Origin of the sequence: Amycolatopsis deserti (assembly GCF_014653945.1) — a bacterium.
GTDB lineage: Bacteria > Actinomycetota > Actinomycetes > Mycobacteriales > Pseudonocardiaceae > Amycolatopsis_E > Amycolatopsis_E deserti.
Map to the genome: position 1 here is coordinate 310,102 of NZ_BNAU01000007.1, position 18,538 is coordinate 328,639.

General features: G+C 72.4%; 18 protein-coding genes. 6 read left to right on the forward strand and 12 right to left on the reverse strand.

The features are described from left to right. Positions 1-6: 6 nt before the first annotated feature. The gene (locus IE290_RS28235; RefSeq protein ID WP_191247718.1) at positions 7-621 is read left to right on the forward strand and encodes a TetR/AcrR family transcriptional regulator C-terminal domain-containing protein; all 615 of its coding nucleotides are present in this window, start codon (positions 7-9) and stop codon (positions 619-621) included. A gap of 115 nt (positions 622-736) precedes the next feature. On the opposite strand, the gene fdhA is transcribed toward IE290_RS28235, so the two are convergent. Together fdhA and IE290_RS28245 are read right to left on the reverse strand one after the other, a co-directional pair. After that, on the reverse strand, positions 737-1,957 hold the full coding sequence (gene fdhA, locus IE290_RS28240) for a formaldehyde dehydrogenase, glutathione-independent (RefSeq protein ID WP_191247904.1): 1,221 nt from the start codon (positions 1,955-1,957) through the stop codon (positions 737-739). Between the two features lie 38 nt (positions 1,958-1,995). Next, positions 1,996-3,204 (reverse strand): MFS transporter, encoded by a 1,209-nt coding sequence (locus tag IE290_RS28245; protein WP_229874749.1) that lies wholly within the window; start codon positions 3,202-3,204, stop codon positions 1,996-1,998. A 142-nt stretch (positions 3,205-3,346) separates the two neighbouring features. On the opposite strand from IE290_RS28245, the gene pdxR reads away from it, so the two are divergent. Next, positions 3,347-4,750 (forward strand): MocR-like pyridoxine biosynthesis transcription factor PdxR, encoded by a 1,404-nt coding sequence (gene pdxR / locus IE290_RS28250; protein WP_191247719.1) that lies wholly within the window; start codon positions 3,347-3,349, stop codon positions 4,748-4,750. Here pdxR and IE290_RS28255 read toward each other — a convergent pair. Genes IE290_RS28255 through IE290_RS38610 form a run of 3 tightly spaced genes read right to left on the reverse strand, consistent with a single transcriptional unit; the run spans position 4,719 to position 5,916 of the window. Beyond that, positions 4,719-5,003 (reverse strand): DUF202 domain-containing protein, encoded by a 285-nt coding sequence (locus IE290_RS28255; protein WP_191247720.1) that lies wholly within the window; start codon positions 5,001-5,003, stop codon positions 4,719-4,721. The genes pdxR and IE290_RS28255 overlap by 32 nt on opposite strands. Next, positions 5,000-5,356, reverse strand: coding sequence for a YidH family protein (locus tag IE290_RS28260; protein ID WP_191247721.1), 357 nt, complete (start codon positions 5,354-5,356; stop codon positions 5,000-5,002). Before IE290_RS28260 ends, IE290_RS28255 begins: the two co-directional genes overlap by 4 nt. Before the next feature lie 5 nt (positions 5,357-5,361). Beyond that, positions 5,362-5,916 carry a DUF2306 domain-containing protein gene (locus IE290_RS38610; RefSeq protein ID WP_373300536.1) on the reverse strand — a complete coding sequence of 185 codons (555 nt, stop codon included), beginning with the start codon at positions 5,914-5,916 and terminating at the stop codon, positions 5,362-5,364. Here IE290_RS38610 and IE290_RS28270 point away from each other — a divergent pair. Further along, positions 5,800-6,480 carry a TetR/AcrR family transcriptional regulator gene (locus tag IE290_RS28270; RefSeq protein WP_229874751.1) on the forward strand — a complete coding sequence of 227 codons (681 nt, stop codon included), beginning with the start codon at positions 5,800-5,802 and terminating at the stop codon, positions 6,478-6,480. The genes IE290_RS38610 and IE290_RS28270 overlap by 117 nt on opposite strands. Positions 6,481-7,086: 606 nt before the next feature. Here IE290_RS28270 and ligD read toward each other — a convergent pair. Together ligD and IE290_RS28280 are read right to left on the reverse strand one after the other, a co-directional pair. After that, positions 7,087-8,007: a non-homologous end-joining DNA ligase gene (gene ligD, locus IE290_RS28275; protein ID WP_191247723.1), complete on the reverse strand. Its 921-nt coding sequence runs from the start codon at positions 8,005-8,007 to the stop codon at positions 7,087-7,089. A 47-nt stretch (positions 8,008-8,054) separates the two neighbouring features. Then, a complete protein-coding gene (locus tag IE290_RS28280) occupies positions 8,055-9,104 on the reverse strand; it encodes a zinc-binding dehydrogenase (RefSeq protein ID WP_191247724.1) in 1,050 nt (349 codons plus the stop codon). Between the two features lie 133 nt (positions 9,105-9,237). Here IE290_RS28280 and IE290_RS28285 point away from each other — a divergent pair, with 133 nt between their 5' ends. Beyond that, complete coding sequence (locus tag IE290_RS28285) at positions 9,238-9,450, forward strand: hypothetical protein (RefSeq protein ID WP_191247725.1); 213 nt, start codon at positions 9,238-9,240, stop codon at positions 9,448-9,450. A 1,151-nt stretch (positions 9,451-10,601) separates the two neighbouring features. Here IE290_RS28285 and IE290_RS28290 read toward each other — a convergent pair. The 5 genes from IE290_RS28290 to IE290_RS28310 form a co-directional block, all read right to left on the reverse strand. After that, positions 10,602-11,099 (reverse strand): DUF4262 domain-containing protein, encoded by a 498-nt coding sequence (locus tag IE290_RS28290; RefSeq protein ID WP_191247726.1) that lies wholly within the window; start codon positions 11,097-11,099, stop codon positions 10,602-10,604. A gap of 98 nt (positions 11,100-11,197) precedes the next feature. Then, on the reverse strand, positions 11,198-12,943 hold the full coding sequence (locus IE290_RS38315; protein ID WP_191247727.1) for an FAD-dependent oxidoreductase: 1,746 nt from the start codon (positions 12,941-12,943) through the stop codon (positions 11,198-11,200). 8 nt (positions 12,944-12,951) lie between these two features. Then, the gene (locus IE290_RS28300; RefSeq protein WP_191247728.1) at positions 12,952-14,883 is read right to left on the reverse strand and encodes a maleylacetate reductase and hydroxyquinol 1,2-dioxygenase domain-containing protein; all 1,932 of its coding nucleotides are present in this window, start codon (positions 14,881-14,883) and stop codon (positions 12,952-12,954) included. 274 nt (positions 14,884-15,157) lie between these two features. Beyond that, positions 15,158-16,009 carry an AraC family transcriptional regulator gene (locus tag IE290_RS28305; RefSeq protein WP_191247729.1) on the reverse strand — a complete coding sequence of 284 codons (852 nt, stop codon included), beginning with the start codon at positions 16,007-16,009 and terminating at the stop codon, positions 15,158-15,160. A gap of 43 nt (positions 16,010-16,052) precedes the next feature. Then, the gene (locus tag IE290_RS28310) at positions 16,053-16,280 is read right to left on the reverse strand and encodes a hypothetical protein (RefSeq protein ID WP_191247730.1); all 228 of its coding nucleotides are present in this window, start codon (positions 16,278-16,280) and stop codon (positions 16,053-16,055) included. 86 nt (positions 16,281-16,366) lie between these two features. Here IE290_RS28310 and IE290_RS28315 point away from each other — a divergent pair, with 86 nt between their 5' ends. Together IE290_RS28315 and IE290_RS28320 are read left to right on the forward strand one after the other, a co-directional pair. Then, positions 16,367-17,317, forward strand: coding sequence for a GlxA family transcriptional regulator (locus IE290_RS28315; RefSeq protein WP_191247731.1), 951 nt, complete (start codon positions 16,367-16,369; stop codon positions 17,315-17,317). A 15-nt stretch (positions 17,318-17,332) separates the two neighbouring features. Next, positions 17,333-18,529 carry a cysteine desulfurase-like protein gene (locus IE290_RS28320; RefSeq protein WP_229874752.1) on the forward strand — a complete coding sequence of 399 codons (1,197 nt, stop codon included), beginning with the start codon at positions 17,333-17,335 and terminating at the stop codon, positions 18,527-18,529. The last annotated feature ends 9 nt before the right edge of the window (positions 18,530-18,538 follow it).

The following is an 18,538-nucleotide window of genomic DNA, read 5'->3' on the forward strand; positions in this document are numbered from 1 at the left end:
GGGGGTATGGCCACGCGCGGACGCATCGACAAACGGCAGGCGATCCTGGACGCGGCGTTCACGGTGTTCGCGCGGCAGGGCTACGCACAGGCGTGCGTCGCGGAGGTGGCGGCCGAGGCCCGAGTGGCCAAGCCGACGGTCTACAACCACTTCAGCGAGAAGGCGAACCTGTTCCGCGAAGCGATGATGGCCGAGGCGGCCAAGGCGGTCGCGGAGAACCTGGAGGCGGTGGACCGGCTCCGCGACGCGGGCGAGGATCTGCGGGCGGCGCTGGAGCAGGTGGGCCGCCGCCTGATCGAGTGCTACACCGACCCCCGGTCGTGGGCCTTCCGGCGGCTGCTGCAGGCCGAGCTGGCGCGGTTCCCGGAGCTGCTGGACACGATCCAGACGCGCGCCGGGACGAACGTGGTGACGGACGCACTGGCCGACCGGCTGGCACGCCTCGCCCTGGACGGCCGGCTGAAGATCACGGACCCGACCCGGGCGGCGGAGCAATTCGGGGCGCTGCTGACGGCCCCACTGGAGGCGCGGACCCGGATGGGCACACGAGACCTCCCGGAGAACGAACGGAACGCGGTCGCGGCGGCGGCCGTGGACACGTTCCTGCTCGCGTACAGCTGATCTGCCCGCGGCAGGGGCCGCCTGCGCTTCAGCGAGCGGGCCGGTGCCCACCCATGGCCGCCCAGCCGGGCAGGCCGTGCCGGAGGCCGCCTCCAGCCTCCGGCACGGCCCTCCCTCAGGCGTTGGCCAGCATGCCGTGCGGGTCGAGCACGTACTTGCGCGCCGCGCCCTGGTCGAACTCCTGGTAGCCCCGCGGGGCCTCGGCCAGCGGGATCGGCGTCGCGTTGACCGCCTTCGCGATCTGGACCCGGTCGTGCAGGATCGCCATCATCAGGCGCCGGTGGTAGCGCATCACGGGGCACTGCCCGGTGGTGAACGCGTGCGACTTCGCCCAGCCCAGGCCGATCCGGATGGACAGCGAACCGTGCCGCGCGGCTTCGTCGGCCGCGCCCGGGTCGCCCGTCACGTACAGCCCCGGGATGCCCAGCGCACCACCGGCCGCGGTGATGTCCATCAGCGAGTTCAGCACCGTCGCCGGGTGCTCGTCCGCCGCCTCCTTGCCGTGCCCGCGCGCCTCGAACCCGACGGCGTCGACACCGCAGTCCACCTCGGGCACGCCGAGGATCTCCGCGATCTGGTCCTTCGGATCGCCCTTCGACACGTCCACCGTCTCGCAGCCGAAACTGCGCGCCTGCTCCAGCCGGTCGGCGTTCAGGTCACCGACGATCACCACCGCCGCCCCGAGCAGCTGCGCCGACACCGCCGCCGCGAGACCCACCGGTCCGGCGCCCGCGATGTACACGGTCGACCCGACGCCCACGCCCGCCGTGAAGCAGCCGTGGAACCCGGTCGGGAAGATGTCGGACAGCATGGCCAGGTCGAGGATCTTCTCCATGGCCTGATCGCGATCCGGGAACTTCAGCAGGTTCCAGTCCGCGTAGGGCACCATGACGTACTCGGCCTGCCCGCCGACCCAGCCGCCCATGTCGACGTATCCGTACGCCGACCCCGGCCGGTCCGGGTTGACGTTCAGGCAGATCCCGGTCTTGCCCTCCTTGCAGTTGCGGCACCGGCCGCAGGCGATGTTGAACGGCACCGAGACCAGGTCGCCCTCTTTGATGAACTCCACGTCCCGGCCGACCTCGACGACCTCGCCGGTGATCTCGTGTCCCAGCACCAAGCCCTCGGGTGCCGTCGTGCGGCCGCGCACCATGTGCTGGTCGCTGCCGCAGATGTTGGTCGCCACGTTCTTGAGAATGACACCGTGGTGAGTCTCGCGTCCCACGTTGGCCTGGTGCACGCCCGGGCCGTCCTTCATCGAAAAGGTCGGGTAGTCGATGGTGTCGACCTCGACCTTGCCGGGCCCCCGATAAGTGACCGCTTTGTTGCCCGCCATGACTTCTGCCGCCTCGATTCCTCGTTCGCCGTTGAACGTCAAGGCCCGATGCTAGGAACGCGTGCGGTATCCGGCCTAGGGCCGGAAGACCATTCCGTGAACCGATCACCGGCCGCCCACCGGGTCACCGGCGTGAACGCGAGACCGGTCAGCAAGAACAGCGCGCCGAGGACCAGCCAGCCGGTGACGCCACCGCCGAGGATCAACGTCGTCAGCAGCACCGGTCCGGCCATGCGGGCGATCGCCACGCCGGAGGCGAAGAAACCCTGGTACTGGCCCTGTTTCCCGTCCGGCGCGAGCGTGAAACTGATCTCCCAGGCGCCCGCCGCGAGCAGCATCTCCCCCGCCACCTGGACGCCGGCCGCGACGAGCAGCACCACCCAGAAGCTCGTCGATGCCGCGTACACCGCGCAGGCGAGCATCATCAGGACCCCGGCACCGCACGCGGCACGGGCGGCGCCGCGCAGCCCGGACACCCGCCGCGCCACCCGGACCTGGAACAACACCACGCTCACCGTGTTGACCAGCAGCAGGGCCGACACCAGCCAGGACGGCGCGTCCGTCCGCTCGACCATCCACAGTGGAATGATCAGGCTGAGCAGCGGCATGTTGAGCATCATGATCGTGTTCAGCAGGGCCAGCACCACGTAGGGCCGGTCGCGCAGCACCGCCCGGCGCGGACCCTCGCGGACCACCACGGCCTCCGGCGCCCGCGACAGGACCACCGCCGCGACCACGAACCCGGCGGCGTCGGCGGCGAACACCACCTGGTAGGCGACCGCGGTGCCGACCTGCAGCGCGATGCCCCCGGCCGCGGCGCCGATCGCGAGTCCGGCGTTGGTGGCCGCCTGCAGGTGCGCACGCACCCGGGTGCGACGGGCGGGCTCGACCAGACCGGCGAGCAACGCCTGCCGCGCGGCCGCGAGCCCGCTCTGGCCGCAGGCATAGGCGCAGGCCAGCGCGAGGAAGGCCGGGAACGAGCGGGCGAAGACGAACCCGCCGAGCGCGACGGCCGTGCCGAGCGCGAGCAGCACCGCGACCCGTCGCGGCCCGTACCGGTCCGCGAGGTGGCCGGCACCCACCCCGGCGACGGCTCCGGCCGCCCAGCCGAGGGTCAGCCCGAGCCCCACCTGGGTCGGCGGCAGCCCGATGACCAGCGTGAAGTACAGAGCGGAGGTGACGTAGTAGGCGCCGTCGCCGAGGGAGTTGACCAGCTGTGCGGCGGCGAGCAACCGGGCGGCGGTCACGACACGACCAGGCGCCGCGTGCGGACGCGCTTCAGCTCGGCCAAGAGGTTGGTGGTCGTCATGGCAGAAACACTAGGAAGTGAATTGGCCCGGGGTAAGCTCCAATTTCGACCTGTCTGTTTGGGCCATTACCGGAGCCGCGGTGGACCTGCACATCAGCCTGACCGGCGGTGATCTGGTCGCGCAGATCTACCGCCAGGTCCGCGACGCGATCGCCGACGGGCGCCTCCGTCCCGGCGAACGACTGCCGCCGTCGAGGGAACTCGCGCGGACCCTGGCCGTCTCCCGCAACACCGTCGCGGCCGCCTACGACCGGCTCACCGCCGAGGGCCTGCTGACCGGCCGCGTCGGCGCCGGGACGTTCGTCGCCGGAACCGCGCCGGGGCCCACCCGCCGGGCACCGCGGGGTGTGCTCGCCGCGCGGCCGTTCTGGGACACGCTGCCGGATCCCGTCGCAGCGGCCCCGGTGCGGTACGACTTCCGCGTCGGCGCGCCGGACGTGAGCCTGTTCCCTCTCCAGACCTGGCGGCGGCTGGTCTCGCAGAGCCTGCGGGGCAGCGAGATCCCGGCCGGTTACGCCGATCCGGCTGGGCACGGTGGACTGCGGACGGCCATCGCGCGGCACCTCGGGATCGCCCGGTCGGTGCGGGCCTCGGCCGAGGACGTGCTGGTCACGCAGGGCGCGCAGCAGGCGCTCGACCTCGTCGGGCGGGTGCTCGTCGAGCCGGGCGCGTGCGTCGCGGTCGAGGAGCCCGGCTATCCGCCGGTGCGGCGGCTGCTGGAATCGCTCGGCGCGCGGGTCACCGGGGTGCCGGTCGACGACGAGGGGATCGTCGTGGACCGGATCCCGGGCGCCGCCCGGCTGGTCTACGTGACGCCGTCACACCAGTTCCCGCTGGGCACGCCGATGTCGCCGGCGCGCCGGGCCGCCCTGCTCGAGTGGGCCGGGCGGCGGGACGCGGTGATCGTCGAGGACGACTACGACAGCGAGTTCCGCTTCGCCGGGCGGCCGCTGGACCCGTTGCAGAGCCTGGACCGCGCCGGGCGCGTCATCTACGTGGGCTCGTTCTCCAAGACGCTGTTGCCGATGCTGCGGCTGGGTTTCCTGATCGCACCCGCCGCGCTGCGGCCCGCGCTGCTCAAGGCCAAGCAGCTCACCGACTGGCACGGCGACCTCACCACGCAGGCCGCGCTGGCCCGCTTCCTGGACGAGGGCCTGCTGACGCGGCACGTCCGCAAGGCCACGCGCGAGTACGCGGCCCGGCACGAGCTGATCGTGCGCACGCTGGGCCGGGACTTCGGCGAGTGGCTGCGGCTCGTGCCCTCGACCGCGGGACTGCACGTGTGCGCGAAGTCCGTGGTCGACACCTCCGCTGTGCGCGCGCCGGGAGTCGCGGTCGACCAGCTGCACACCTACTACGCCGATTCGCCGCCGGAGCGGGGGCTCGCACTCGGATATGGGGCGGTGTCCCTGGACGGGATCGCCGCCGGTCTGCGCCTGCTGCGCGACGCGTTCAGGGCAGCAGGACGATCTGCACCGCGGTGAGGACACCGGACGCCGCGACGGCGAGGGTGGCCGCGCCCAGGACGCGGCGGGTGCTGCCGGTCGTCGGCGGGCGCCGCACGGCGATGAACCACAGCACCACGACCGCGGCGGCGCACCCCGCGGCGGCGATCTCCAGCGGGGCGTCGCGGACCAGGCCGCCACGCAGCAGCAGAACGGCTGCGACGGCGGCGGCGAGGGCGGTGCGCTGCCAGGCCAGCGCGGTGCGCTCGGGTTGGAGCCCCGGGTCCCTCATCGGGCGGTGACCAGCGCTACCACGAGGACGACGGCCCCGGCGAGGGCGGCGGCCCACCCGGCGACGAACGGCAGCCACGTCATCGGCAGCGGCCGCTTGTTGCGCATCGCGCGTTGAACGCGGGCCCACCGCCGGTAGGCGAAGGCCGCGAGCAGGGTGCCGGTGACGGCGAGCAACGCGGCGAGGCCGGCGCGCATCCCCGCGACCGAGAACTGCGGAACGAACTGCATGAGCGCCACGGCGCCGGCGATGAGCGCGAGCGCGGTGCGCAGCCAGGCCAGGAAGGTGCGCTCGTTCGCCAGGGTGAACCGGTAGTCGGGCTCTTCCCCTTCCTCGTACCAGCGTGGGCTCATGCGCCTCACGTTACTGGGGGTCGATGCGCGCCGCGCCCACCTGGCTTGCGGCGTTCCAGCAGCCAGTCGGTGAGCAGCAGCAGGAGCAGGGGGCTGAGCCAGACCCCGATGCTCGCGGCGCTGTACCGCATCAGTTCGTCGCTGCCGCGGAAGGTGGTGTCCACCTCGGACGCGAGCGCGATCGTGGCCAGCACGTTGATCACCCGGCTGAGGACGATCGACATGGTGAGCGCGAAGCTGCGCGACATCCATTTGCGATGTTCGCCGTAGCGGCGCCGGCAAGCCATCCGCAGCCCGATGATCGTGACCGTGATCCACAGCGCCGAGCCGACGAGGTTGGCCACCCGCACGGAGGGGCCGGCCGCGGTGTGCCAGCCGATGTACAGCCCGAGCAACCCGGCGGGCGCTCCCGGGGCCGGCGCGGGCCCCGGCCGAAGCTCACCGTGGGGCAGATCGCGGAGGCCGCCGTCCGGATCGCGGACGCCGAGGGCCTGGAAGCGCTGTCGATGCAGCGGATCGCCGCCGAGCTCGGCTACTCGACGATGTCCATCTACAACCACATCCCGAGCAAGGACCTCCTGCTGGAGGTCGTGGCCGACATCGCGGCCGGGCAACCCCCCGAACTCGACAGCACGGGCGACTTCCGGCGCGCCGTCCGGCACTGGGTCGGTGCGCTGTGGGCCGGCTTCCAGACCCGCCCCTGGCTCCTGCGTGTCCCGCTCGATCACGCACCGATCGGCCCCAACCAACTCGCGTGGCTCGACCGCCTGCTGCAGCCCCTGCTGACGGCCGGGCTCGTGGGTGCCGAAGCACGGGCGGCGGCCCTGCACCTGACCGCGGTCGTGCGCGGCACAGCCCAGATCAGCTTGGACATGAACAGTGCGCACAAGACCGCCGACGGATCGCCGCACAACGAAGCCGAACTGGCACACGCACTCGCCGAACTCATCGACCCGGACGCCTACCCCGCGCTGGCAGCCGTGCACGCCGCCGAATCCACGAGTGCGCAGTCCGGACCCGAGCGGGTCGACGCAGACGGACTGCCCATGGACCTCAGCTTCGGCGTGGACCGGTTCCTGGACGGCGTCGAGGCCTGGGTAGCGGCGAAAACCCGCAGCAGCTGAGCGGCTCGCGTTCTGGTGCGGGCCTGTTGCGGGTGGCCCCGTGCCGGCCAGGTCGAGAGATTTTGAGGCTGGTTGCGGGGTCGCGTGCTTGGGGAACCGGCCGGGGGTGGGCCGGGGTTCCTGTGGATTTACGCCGGGCTGCTGGCGGTCCCGGCGCTCCTCGGCCGGGGCTGGTCGGGGTGGACGGGCCGACGGCCCAGGCGCTCACCACGGCCGAGATCGGTTCCTACTCGGCGGGCGGGTCGTGGATACCGCGCTGACCGCCGCGCTGAAGCGGGGCCGTGTGCGTATCGAGGGTGAGCGAACGCCGGCGCCGGGCGGTCTGGCCGGTCCTCTTCGCCGGGTACGTCGCGCTCCTCGTCCTGGGGGTGGCGCGGCTGCTCGACGGTCCCGGAGAAGCTGACCCTCGTGGTGCTGGCGGGTGAGCTGCTGATCGCGCTCGTGCTGACGATCGGGGCCAGCCCTCAGTGCCTGCCGTTGCACCGCCGGACGCCGACGCGCGCCGGGCAGGTGGCACGGGGGCGCTCGCGGATGGGCTACCAGCCTCCGCCGACCGCGGCGATCGCCGTCGCGCTGGGTGGCACGGGGGCGCATCCGGCTGCGCGGTCAACGGGCGCGGGGCAGCTTCGCCGGGTTCTCGTGGAGGTCTTCGAGCAGGTCGCCCATCTCCTCGACCCGGTCGAGGACGTCGTCGCTGAGGAACTTCAGCTGCGCCGGGCGGCGGCAGGCCTCGACCTCGTCCCAGGTGACCGGGGTGGACACGGTCGGCTCCGCGCGGCCGCGCAGCGAGTACGGCGCGACCGTCGTCTTGTGCGGGTTGTTCTGGCTCCAGTCGATGAACACCTTGCCCGGCCGCAGGCTCTTCGTCATCGCCGCGGTGACCTCGTCCGGCGTCTCGTCGGCGAGCTTCTTCGCGGCGGCCTTGGCGTAGGCCGAGGTGTCCTCCGGTGTCGCGGTCTTCACAGGCGCGTACAGCTGCAGGCCCTTGGAGCCGCTGGTCTTCGGGTAGAGCCGCAGCCCGTCCGCCGCCAGGAGGTCCCGCAGCCGCTCGGCGACGCGGCAGCACTCGACGATCGTCGCCGGCTCGCCCGGGTCGAGGTCGAACACCAGCAGATCGGGGTTGCGGCGAGCCCCGCGCGGGCCGACGGTCCACTGCGGCACGTGCAGTTCCAACGCGGCGAGGTTGGCCGCCCATATCAGCGTCGGGACGTCGTTGACCAGCGGATACGCGTTGACGTCCGAGCTCTGCCCGCGCCCGCCACCGGCGATCTTCGCGGTCTTCACCCAGTCGGGGGCGTGCCGTCCGGCGTCCTTCTCGTAGAACGGGTTCGACTGCACGCCGCCCGGCCAGCGGCGGAAGGTGAGCGCCCGGTCGCGCAGGTGCGGCAAGATCACCGGGGCGATGCGCGCGTAGTAGTCGATCACCTGACCCTTGGTGAAGCCCGCCTCCGGGTAGAGGACCTTGTCCAAATTGGACAAGGACAGTCGGCGCCCGTCGACCTGCACCGTCACCCTGTCCTCGGCCATGCCCCCAGCCTGCCTCAGCCGGTGGCGCCGTGCATCCCCAGCGCGGCTCAGGGCACCAGCACGAGACGGATCGGGTTGCCCTCCTTGCGTTCCAGGTGCTCGACGGCGGTCGCGGCCTCGGCGAGCGGGTAGGTGCCGCTGATCGAGCGGCTCCACTCCACGCGGTGGTAGCGGGCCAGTTCGATGAGCTGCTCGACGGCACCGGGCTGGGAGCCGTAGTGGCCGAGGAGGCGCTGGCCGCGGTAGCTGAAGCCGATGCCGTCGGTCACGGTGAGCGGTTTCGGGGTGAGGCCGACGAGCACGAGGCGTCCGCCGAGGCCCAGGCAGCTCACCGCCTGCTCGCGCACCGGCGGGACTCCGGCCATGTCGAACGCGACGTCCAGCCCGGCGCCACCGGTGAGGGCGAGGATCTGCTCGCGCAGGGTGGGGTCGCCCGGGTCCAGCGCCAGGTCGGCGCCGAACTCCAGCGCCCGCTCCCGCGCCGCTTCCAACGGGTCGACCGCGACGATCGGGGCGGCGCCGATCAGCCGGAGCAGCTGCACCGCGTGCGCGCCGAGCCCGCCCGCGCCCCACACCCCGGCCGGGCGGGCCGGCTGGGCCTGGCCGGTGGCGGTGACCGCGCCCCAGGGCGTGGACACGGCGTCCGGCACGATCGCGGCCTGCACGAACGGCAGGTCGTCGGGGATCGGGATGAGGGTGTGCTGGCTGGCGAGGGCGTACTCGGCCCAGCCGCCGTCGTAGTCGACGCCGCGCGTGCGGACCTGCAGGCAGGGGTCGCGGAAGCGGGCGCAGTTGGGGCACTGGCCGCAGCGCTCGCCCGCCTCGAGCGCGACGCGCTGGCCCTCGTGCCAGCGGTCCGGGACGTCGGGCCCGATCGCGTCGATCTCGCCCGCCACCTCGTGACCCAGCGTGACTTCCGGGGTTTCCAGGAAGAGCGGCGTGAGGGTGCCGTCGATCAGATGCACGTCGGACAGGCACACGCCGGCCGCGCGCACCTTGATCCGGACCTGGCCGGGCCCGGGTTCGGGGATCGGCACCTCCCGGACGCCGAACTTGCGCGAGCCGATCTCCAGCCGGCCGGCCAGCATCGTGGCCATGCGTGTCCTCCCGTTCGTTGCGGTGGCGTTCCTTCGCATGGTCGCCCAGCCGCGCGGGTCTCACACGTGAGTTCTCCCTTCTTGGCACGATCGGTGGCAGAATCGGAGGGGACCCGTCTGGGGGAGGTCTTCCATGGTGATTCTGGTGGTCATCGTCAGCCTTATTGTTTTGTTGCTGGTCGCCGCGGGGGTGCACGACTTGCGCACCCGCCGCAAGCGGCCAGTCAGCCCCTGGACGACGGACGAACTGATCGAGCACCGCCGCGACGTGCGTGCCGCGAACGGCGTGAACTTCCGGGTGCGCGACTTCGACTGGATGGCCGTGCGGCGCCGCAAGCCGCGGTGAGGTTCCCGCTGCCGGTGGGCCGGTGCCGACCGCAGTGGGTGGGGCCGAGGGGCACCGCAGCCGGCGGACCAGGCGAGGATTCACTTGGGCGCGACCCAAGGCGCACCTCCGCGCGCGGGCCTAAGAGCACCGCTGTCGGCTGGCTTTAGGGCACTGCCACGGGCGGCCTTAGGGCGCACCGCTGTGGGCGGGCCTTGGGGTACCGCTGTCGATGGGTTTTAAGCCACCGCTGCCGGCGGGCCGAGGCGAGGCTCCGCCTGGGAGCGGCCCCAAGGCACACCGCCGCGGGCGGCCCTAGCCACCGCAGCGGGTGGGTCCAAGGGGGCACCGCTGTCGGCGGGCCGAGGGGGCACCGCTGTCGGCGGGCCGAGGCGAGGCTCCGCCCGGGGGCAACCCAAGGCACACCGCCGCGGGCGGCCCTAGCCACCGCTGCGGGTGGGTCCGAGGGGGCACCGCTGTCGGCGGGCCGAGGCGAGGCTCCGCCCGGGGGCAACCCAAGACGCACCGCCGCGCGCGGGCCTTGGGCACCGCTGTGTGCCGGGCGTCGGCTGGTTCTGAGTGGGGCGTCTTTCTCCTCCTCTGTGTGAACGCGGATCGGTCGTCGGCGGCGGCGGCCTCGGCCGGGCTCCCGGGCGCGCCTGAGCACGCCCGGCCGATGCCCGCGCCGATCGAGCGCGATGCACCGCGTCCTGCTCGCGCGGCAGATTTGGCGCCCGCCATGCTTGATGGGCTGGCTCCACCGTCGAGTCGATCATGTACAAGGAGTCGGCAGCGGATTCCCGGCCAGGGTTGCCCTGGCCGGGAATCCGTCCTCCCGCGGAAGGCTGTTGCCGTCGGCGCTGCGCCTCAGCGGTGTCCAAGGCGAGGGCGAGTGGCGGTGCCCTCTTGGGCATGCGCGGCGGCGGGTGGCTGGGACGTGGGCCTGTTCGGCGGCAGGGTGCCTTGTCTGTCCGGGCAAGCGGCGCGCCCGACGCCAGGCGGTGCGCGGCAAGGCCAAGCGGGTGCGCGCCGAAGCCAGGCGCGTGCGCGGTAAGGCCAAGCGCGTGCGCGCCGAAGCCAGGCGGGGGCGCGTCGAAGGCCGGGCGCGTGGGTCCGCTAAGCCACCGTGCCTTGCCCACCCGCGCAGCCCATCCGCCTGGCGCACGGGTTTCCTAGGGCCAAGGAGGGTTCGCCAGCTGGGCGAGGCTCGCGGCGGCGCGAGGGCCTAGTACTGGCTGGCGTCCGCCGGGGCCTTGCCATCCTTGGTGCCATGGCCAGTGCCCCTGGGCGTCCGCGTGGACCAGTTGCGTTGCCCGGATCCGGGGGCCGTACAGGTCCACCGCGGTGGTCAGGTGCACCGACGGCACCTCCACCGCCACGGCTTCCATCAGCAGGTTTCCCGGGCCCGGCAGCCGCTCGCCCGGATCGAGGTCTGGCTCGCCCGTGTGGAGCAGGTGTGCGGCGACCTCGTTCAGCACGTCGCGGGCCGGCAGCGGCTCCATGGCCGTCACCAGCAGCTCCGGTCTTCCCCGGCCCGTCAGGCCCACCGTGTACGCCCACGGCGGGCGCGAACCGTTGCCCTCGAACGAAATCACCGCCCACCCGTGCTCGCCGATGATTTCGCACAGGTGCCGCAGGTGCCCGCCCGGCCGGTCGCACTTTCCGCACATCGTCTCCCCCTCGGAGTTCGCGTTGCTGTGCGATCGACTATGCAGGGCGGCACCGACAAAAAGACAGTCCCGGCACCGTCGGCTTCACCCGATCGTGGCTAATTGGGGAAAGATTGACGGTGCAGCACCCGGTTCAGCACCTCGCGGAGCACCTCCACGTGCCCGGAAGGCACCTCCGACACACTCCGCCAGGCCACGTAACCATCCGGACGAACCAGGACACAACCGCCCTCATCCAGGCCCGACACCCGGCGCCACTCGCCATAGGCGTCCCGGGCGCCGGAATCCCCGACGCACACCGCCCGCAACGACAACTCCTCCGCGGCGGAAACCCAAGCCCCACCGGCGAGACCGGTCACCACGGTGAACTCGCCCCGCCCGACCAAATCCAAAGTAGACAAGCGAGCACCCTGCGAGTCCACCAGCCACGCGTGCGGCAACTTCGCCCCGGGCCGGGTCGAGGACTGGTGGTACAGCTCCGGATCCCGCTCCCACACCTCCGGCTCAGCGTCGTCCGGGATCACCGCGCCTGACGAGTACCGCTGGTTCAGCTCGACCCCGTGCGCGTTGAACTCGTAGTTCTTCAGCTCGATCGCCTCGTGCAGGGCCTGCCGCCGCTTCACGCCCTCCGCATCCGCCGCCCGGCACGCCGCCAGCCCGGCCACGATGCCCTCGTCGTCCCCACCACCCGCGATGCCCAGCGCCGCGAAGATCGGCCCGAACTGGTCGCGGCTCAGGTTCGCCCGGTCCACGATCTGCTTGCCCACCGGCGCCCGCTCCGCCGTGTACGTCTCCAGCAGCCCCGGCCCCGCCTCACCGCGCAGCACCATCGCCAGCTTCCACGCCAGGTTGTAGGAATCCTGGATCGAGGTGTTCGACCCGAGCCCGTTCGACGGCGGATGCCGGTGCACGGCGTCGCCCGCGCAGAAGACCCGGCCGCGGGAATACTCGGTGGCGTAGGAGTGGTTGACCGTCCACAGTGAAGTGGACGTGATCTCCACATCGATCGACGGGTCGCCCACCAGGTCGTGCACGATCTCGCGCGCGGCCGCTTCGTCGACCTCCGGTGGCGGCTGCGAGATGTCGTAACCCCAGGTCAGCAGCCATTCGTCCCACGGCCGCACCATCCGCACCAGGCCCATGCCGATGCCGCCGAGGTGCGCCCCGGGCCGCATCACCCAGTACAGCACGCTCGGCCGGTGCGCGACGTGCCGGGACAGGTCGGCCCGGAACACGATGTTCATGCTGCCGGCCTTGCCGCTCTGCCCGGCGATGGGCAGCCCGACCTGCTCCGCGACCAGGCTGCGGCCGCCGTCCGCGCCGATCAGGTACCGGGCGCGGACGGTGAACTCGTCGCCCCGGACCCGGTCGAACAACCGCGCGGTGACGCCGTCCGCGTCCTGTTCCAAGGACAGGAACTCGGTGTCGAACCGCACCTTCGCGCCGCGGGCCGCGGCGTTGTTGACCAGGATCGGTTCGAGGTAGGTCTGCGGCAGGTCGATCATGCCGCACGGGCTGGCCGCCGCGTACTCGCTGAGCGACCGCGGCCCGGTGCCCCACGTGCGGATGCGGCCGATCTCCTCGCCGGCCAGCGAGGTGCACAGCACGGTGTCGCCCATCAGTTCCTGCGGTGTGCCCGCGGCCAGCGCCTCCTTCTCGACGCCGGCGTCGCGCAGCACCTCGAGCGTGCGCTGGTTGGTGATGTGGGCGCGCGGGGTGTTCGCGACCCAGCCGTACTTGCTGACGAGCAGCGTCCGCACCCCGTATGTGGCGAGCAGCAACGCCGCGGAACCACCCGCGGGACCGCTGCCCACGACCAGGACGTCGGTGTCGAAGGTCTGCATGGAAACTCCTAGCGCGCGATGCGGAAGGTGAACTCGAGCAACCGCCACTCGCCGTCCACGGCCCGCCCGTCCGGGGTGGGGCCGCGCCGCGGGACGAAGTCCACGACGAGGGAATCCTTGACGCCGAAGACGGTGTCGCCGCGACCGGACGAGGTGTCCAGGTACGGCCCGCCCCGCACGAACAGCTGGGTGATGAGCTGCTGGTGCCCCGGCGCGTTGATCATGAAGTGCACATGCGGCGCCCGCCACGGGTGCCGTCCGGTGGCCGCGAGCATCCGGCCGACCGGGCCGTCCTCCGGGATCGGGTACTCCTTGGGCAGGATCGACCAGAACCGCACCCGGCCGTCGGCGTCGCTGTGGAAGCGGGCACGCAGGACCGGGCCATCCAGGTCGGGCAGCTGCACGTCGTAAAAACCGTCCTCATTGGACTGCCACACGTCGACCACGGCGTCGCGGACCGGCTTGCCGTCCGGGTCGGCGACGCGGATGTCGGCCCACATCGGGGTGCCGGGCAGGCCCCGGGCGATGTCGGTGCCGTGTTCGACGGCCGGCGGGCCCTCGACGTAGAACGGGCCGAGCACCGCCGACGGCGTGGTGTCCGGGGTGCGGGAGTTGGTGAGCACGTCCACCGCGCTGGACACGCCCAGCACGTCGGAGAGCAGCACGAACTCCTGCCGCGTGTCGGTCGTGATGTGGCCGGCGCGGGTGAGGAAGTCGATGGCGTACTGCCATTCGTCCTGGGTGACGTCGTTGGCGGAGACGTAGTGGTGCAGGTGCCGGACCAGGTCGGTGACCAGCTGTTTCGCACGCGGGTCCGGCGCTTGGTCGAAGCTGGCGACGACCTGGCGGGTGAGCCAGCTCAGATCGGGCACGGCGCGGCCACCGCCCGGGCGCTCGCCGTGCCACGCCTGCCGCAGCAGCTCCTCGATGCCCTCGCGGGTCAGCTCGCGCGGGTTCGGGTACGGCTTGGCGGTGGCGAGTTCAGCCGCGCGGGGCACGTCGTCCAGGCTCATGCCCAGCTCGTGCAGCGAGGTCGGCCCGCCGCAGCGGACGATGAGGTCGTACACACCGCTGGGTGCGTCGGGGGCGCCGAGCGCGGCCGCGATGCGGGTCATGACCTCGGGCGCGGCCGGGGCGTTGTAGGCCATGGCGTGCGGGAGGATCACCGTGTGGGTTTCGGCGTGCGGCAGGTCGAACGAGCCGCCGAGGGTGTGGCAGAGCTTGTGGTGCAGGCTCATGCCGACGGTCGCCAGGCAGGTCCCGGCGAGCCACGCGGCCTGCAACAGGTCGGCGCGGGCGTCCACATCGAACGGATCGGCGACGAGCGTCGGCAGCGACCGGGCGATGCGCGCGATGGCGTCCAGGGCCATGCCGTCGACGATCGGGTTCGCCTGCGGGGAGTACAGGGCCTCGACGGCGTGGGCCATCGCGTTGATGCCGCTGGTCACCGAGACGGCGACGGGCAAGCCGAGGGTCAGGTCGACGTCGTAGATCACCGTCTCGGGCAGGATCGCGGGCGATGACCGGGTGGTCTTGCGGCCGTTCTCCGTCTCGCCGAGGACGGGGGTGACCTCGGAGCCGGCGTACGTGGTCGGCAGGATGACCTGCGGCAGACCGGTGCGCACGGCGAGCGCCTTGGCCAGCCCGGTGGTGGAGCCGCCGCCGATCGCGACCAGGCAGTCCGCCTCGTGTTCGGCGAGTACGTCGAGGGCCTGCTCGGTGACCTCGACGGGCGTGTGCATGGCGGCGCCGTCGAACTCCCCGGCGAGCAGCGGACCGAGCGCGTCCCGCACCGGCTGGGCGGCGTCGTGCAGTGGTGGGCTGGACAGCAGCAGGACCCGCGTGCCGCCGAGCCGCGCCACCTCCTCGCGCACCTGAGCGACCGTCCCCGAGCCGAACACGACCCGGGCCGGATGAGCCGAGTAGACGAAGCCCCGCATTTTCGCGCTCCACTCCGCTTGCCGCCGATGTGTGACGAGTATCGGCCGCAGCGGTGGACGGACGCCTGCACGTTCTGAGCATCCTTCGGCACAAAACGCGCACGGCGCGCCAGCCGGGGCTTTGCACCAGCCGGAGCTGGGTGGTCATCCCGGAGCCTGCCCGTCCGGCGAGGACATCTTTTGATCCTAAAAGCCGCGCCTCGGGAGGCGACGAGCCCGCCCTACGGGCGGATGCGCGTCCATCGCCGGCTTGCGGTTTTGGGGTGGAGTCGGCCTAGGAATTTCCCCGCCGATACGCCCCCGGCGTAACCCCCATCCGTCCGCGCATCACGCGCGTGAGGTGTTCCTGGTGCGAGAACCCGCATCGCGCAGCCACCTCCGGAATGGACAACGCACTCCCCCGCAACAACCGGCAAGCGTGCTCGACCCGTAGCCGCATCAAGTACCGGTGCGGGGTCTCGCCCGTGGCGGCCTTGAAGCGGCGCGTGAACTGGCTGACGCTCAGCGCCGCGGCGGCCGCGAGGTCGGCCAGCGGCAGCGGGTCCGCCAGGCGCTGCTCCATGAGTTCCCGCGCCGCGGCGAGCTGGGTCCGGGACAGCGCGGCCGACTCCGGCTCGACAGCCGTCCCGTAGCGGTGGGCCAGGTGCGCGGCGAGCAGGCCGCCCAGGTGGTCGACGTAGGTGCGGGCCGTGGGCGTCCACCGGCGCAGCACGTCGTCCAGGCTCAGCATCACCTGTTCGGCCAGTGGATCGGCGACGACCACCTCCTCGCCGAGGCCGACCGGTCCGCCGGCGGCCTCACGCAGCACCGAGTCGGGCAGGTAGGCGTGCACGGTCCGCAGCTGCCCGCCCAACTCCACGGTGAGATCGCGGCCGGCGGGGTGCAGGAACAGCCCGCCGGCGGGGATGCGGGCCACCTGGTGCCGCCCGCGGCGGACGGTCACCGGGCCATCCAGGTGCAGGATCACCAGGTGGGTGCCCGCCGCGTCGAAACTCGCGCGGTAGGGCGTTTCGGCCTGGGTGGAGACGTAGAGCCGGTCCCAGCCCAGGCCCGCGCTGGAGCGGGCCGGGTGGATCCACGGCTGGCGCAGGATGCCGTTCGTGTCGGCCAGGCTCAGCTCGGGCACGCGTCCTCCTCGGCGTCGAGGTGGTGCCCAGTCTAGGTCGTCGTCAGGCGCGCGAAAGGTGGTGACGCGTGCGCGGAGCCGTGGCGGTCCGGAACTCCGGGCGGGCGACCTCCGCCCGGCGGGCGGCCACCTCGCCGCGGATCCGGAGCGCGTCGCGGTCTTCCAGGTCGAAGCTGCCGGACATCCGCGGCGGCTCCTGACGGCGGTGGTTGCGGTTCAGGCCCCACACGATCAGGGCGATGAGCAGGAGGAACATCAACAAACCGATCATGGCAGAAATTATTCGCCGCATCAGAACCTGCCAGAAGTGGCAGAACGGTCCTTGTCCGGCAAAATCCTGCCAGCTACTCTGTGACCATGCTCCGAACCGTGGCCAGCGTGCTGGTCGACCGCGCCGCCGTCTTCGAGTTCGGCGTCGTCTGCGAGGTCTTCGGCATCGACCGGACCGAGGACGGCGTGCCGCCCATCGAGTTCCGCGTGTGCGGCGAACGGCCAGGCGAACCCATCCAGGCCGGCGTCGGCGTGCAGTTCATCCCCGAGCACGGCCTCGACGGGCTGGAGGGCGCCGACCTGGTCGCCATCCCGGCGGCCGCGGTGCGCGACGACTACCCGCCCGCGGTGCTCGACGCCATCCGGGCGGCCCACGCGAACGGCGCCACCCTGTTGACCGTGTGCAGCGGCGCGTTCCTGCTCGCCGCCACCGGCCTGCTGAACGGACGGCCGTGCACCACCCACTGGAAGCACATCGAGGAGTTCAAGCAGCGCTTCCCCGAGGCGATCCTGGACCCGGACGTGCTCTTCGTCGACGACGGCGACATCATCACCAGCGCCGGCACCGCGGCCGGGATCGACGCGTGCCTGCACCTGGTCCGCCGGGAGCTGGGCTCGGCGCCGGCCACCGCGATCGCCCGCCGCATGGTGGTGCCCCCGCAGCGCGACGGTGGCCAGCGGCAGTTCGTCGAGCTGCCCATGCCGGAGTCCACAGGGGACAGCCTGGAACCGGTGCTGGCGTGGATGGTGGAGAACCTGGCCGAGGAGCACACGGTCCCGGCGCTGGCCCGGCGCGCGCAGATGTCGGAGCGGACCTTCGCCCGCCGCTTCGCCGCCGAAACCGGCACCACACCGGTCAAGTGGCTCACCACGCAACGGGTCCTGCACGCCCGCACCCTGCTCGAGACCACCCGGCTGAGCATCGAGGAGATCGCACGCGAGTGCGGGTTCAGCACGGGAGCCCTGCTCCGGCACCACTTCCACCGCGTGGTCGGGGTGTCCCCGCACGACTACCGCCGCACGTTCGCCGCTTCCTGAGGCATGCTGGGCCCCGTGGCCTATGACGTAACCGCAGTACGCAAGCACTTCCCCGCGCTCGACGAGGGCGCCGCGCACTTCGACGGCCCCGGCGGCTCGCAGGTGCCGGACGTCGTCGGCGAGGCCGTCGCCGCGACCCTGTGCGCCGCGATCGCCAACCGCGGCTCGATCACCGCCGCCGAGCGTCGCGCCGACGGCATCGTGGCGCAGGCGCGCCAGGCCGCGGCCGACCTGCTCGGCGCCGAGCCCGGCGGCGTCGTGTTCGGGCGCAGCATGACCCAGCTGACCTACGACTTCTCCCGCACGCTCGCCAAGACCTGGCAGCCGGGCGACGAGGTCGTGGTGACCCGGCTGGACCACGACGCGAACATCCGGCCGTGGGTGCAGGCCGCGGAGGCGCACGGGGTCACCGTGCGGTGGGCGGACTTCGACCCGTCCTCCGGCGAGCTCGCCGTCGACGCCATCACCAGCCTGCTCTCCGACCGCACCCGCCTGGTCGCGGTGACCGCGGCGTCCAACCTGCTCGGCACCCGCCCGGACATCCCGGCGATCGCCGCCGCGGTGCACGAAACCCCAGCGTTGCTCTACGTCGACGGCGTGCACCTCACTCCGCACGCGCCCGTCGACGTCACCGCACTGGGCGCCGACTTCTACGGCTGCTCGCCGTACAAGTTCCTCGGTCCGCACCTCGGGCTGGTCGCGGCCGCGCCCGAACTTCTGGAGACCCTGCACCCGGACAAGCTCGCGCCCTCGACCAACGCCGTGCCGGAACGGTTCGAGCTGGGCACGCTGCCGTACGAGCTGCTGGCCGGGACCACCGCGGCGATCGACTTCCTGGCCGGCCTCGTGCCCGGCGACGGCACCCGCCGTCAGCGCCTGCTGCGGTCGCTGACCGAACTGGAGGAGCACGAGCAGGCCCTGCTCGACCGCCTCGACGCCGGACTCGCGGGAATCCCCGGCGTGACCCGATACGGCTCCCCCACCCGACGGCGTACCCCGACGGTCCTGTTCTCCGTCGAGGGCGTGCCGTCGCAGGTCGTCTACGAGCGCCTCGGCGCGCGCGGCGTGAACGCGCCCGCGGGCAGCTTCTACGCGCTGGAATGCTCCCGCCACCTGGGACTCGGTGACACCGGCGCGGTCCGGGCCGGCATCGCGCCCTACACGACGGCCGCCGAGGTCGACCGGCTTCTCGACGGGGTCCGCAGCCTCTGACCGGGCGAG

Coding starts and splice junctions, on each gene's coding strand:
- IE290_RS28315 (WP_191247731.1), top strand. CDS start 16,367: ATGCTCCGAACCGTGGCCAGCGTGCTGGTCGACCGCGCCGCCGTCTTC.
- IE290_RS28310 (WP_191247730.1), bottom strand. CDS start 16,280: ATGATCGGTTTGTTGATGTTCCTCCTGCTCATCGCCCTGATCGTGTGG.
- IE290_RS28235 (WP_191247718.1), top strand. CDS start 7: ATGGCCACGCGCGGACGCATCGACAAACGGCAGGCGATCCTGGACGCG.
- IE290_RS28255 (WP_191247720.1), bottom strand. CDS start 5,003: ATGAGGGACCCGGGGCTCCAACCCGAGCGCACCGCGCTGGCCTGGCAG.
- IE290_RS28300 (WP_191247728.1), bottom strand. CDS start 14,883: ATGCGGGGCTTCGTCTACTCGGCTCATCCGGCCCGGGTCGTGTTCGGC.
- IE290_RS28290 (WP_191247726.1), bottom strand. CDS start 11,099: ATGTGCGGAAAGTGCGACCGGCCGGGCGGGCACCTGCGGCACCTGTGC.
- IE290_RS28280 (WP_191247724.1), bottom strand. CDS start 9,104: ATGGCCACGATGCTGGCCGGCCGGCTGGAGATCGGCTCGCGCAAGTTC.
- IE290_RS28285 (WP_191247725.1), top strand. CDS start 9,238: ATGGTGATTCTGGTGGTCATCGTCAGCCTTATTGTTTTGTTGCTGGTC.
- fdhA (WP_191247904.1), bottom strand. CDS start 1,957: ATGGCGGGCAACAAAGCGGTCACTTATCGGGGGCCCGGCAAGGTCGAG.
- IE290_RS28260 (WP_191247721.1), bottom strand. CDS start 5,356: ATGAGCCCACGCTGGTACGAGGAAGGGGAAGAGCCCGACTACCGGTTC.
- ligD (WP_191247723.1), bottom strand. CDS start 8,007: ATGGCCGAGGACAGGGTGACGGTGCAGGTCGACGGGCGCCGACTGTCC.
- IE290_RS38315 (WP_191247727.1), bottom strand. CDS start 12,943: ATGCAGACCTTCGACACCGACGTCCTGGTCGTGGGCAGCGGTCCCGCG.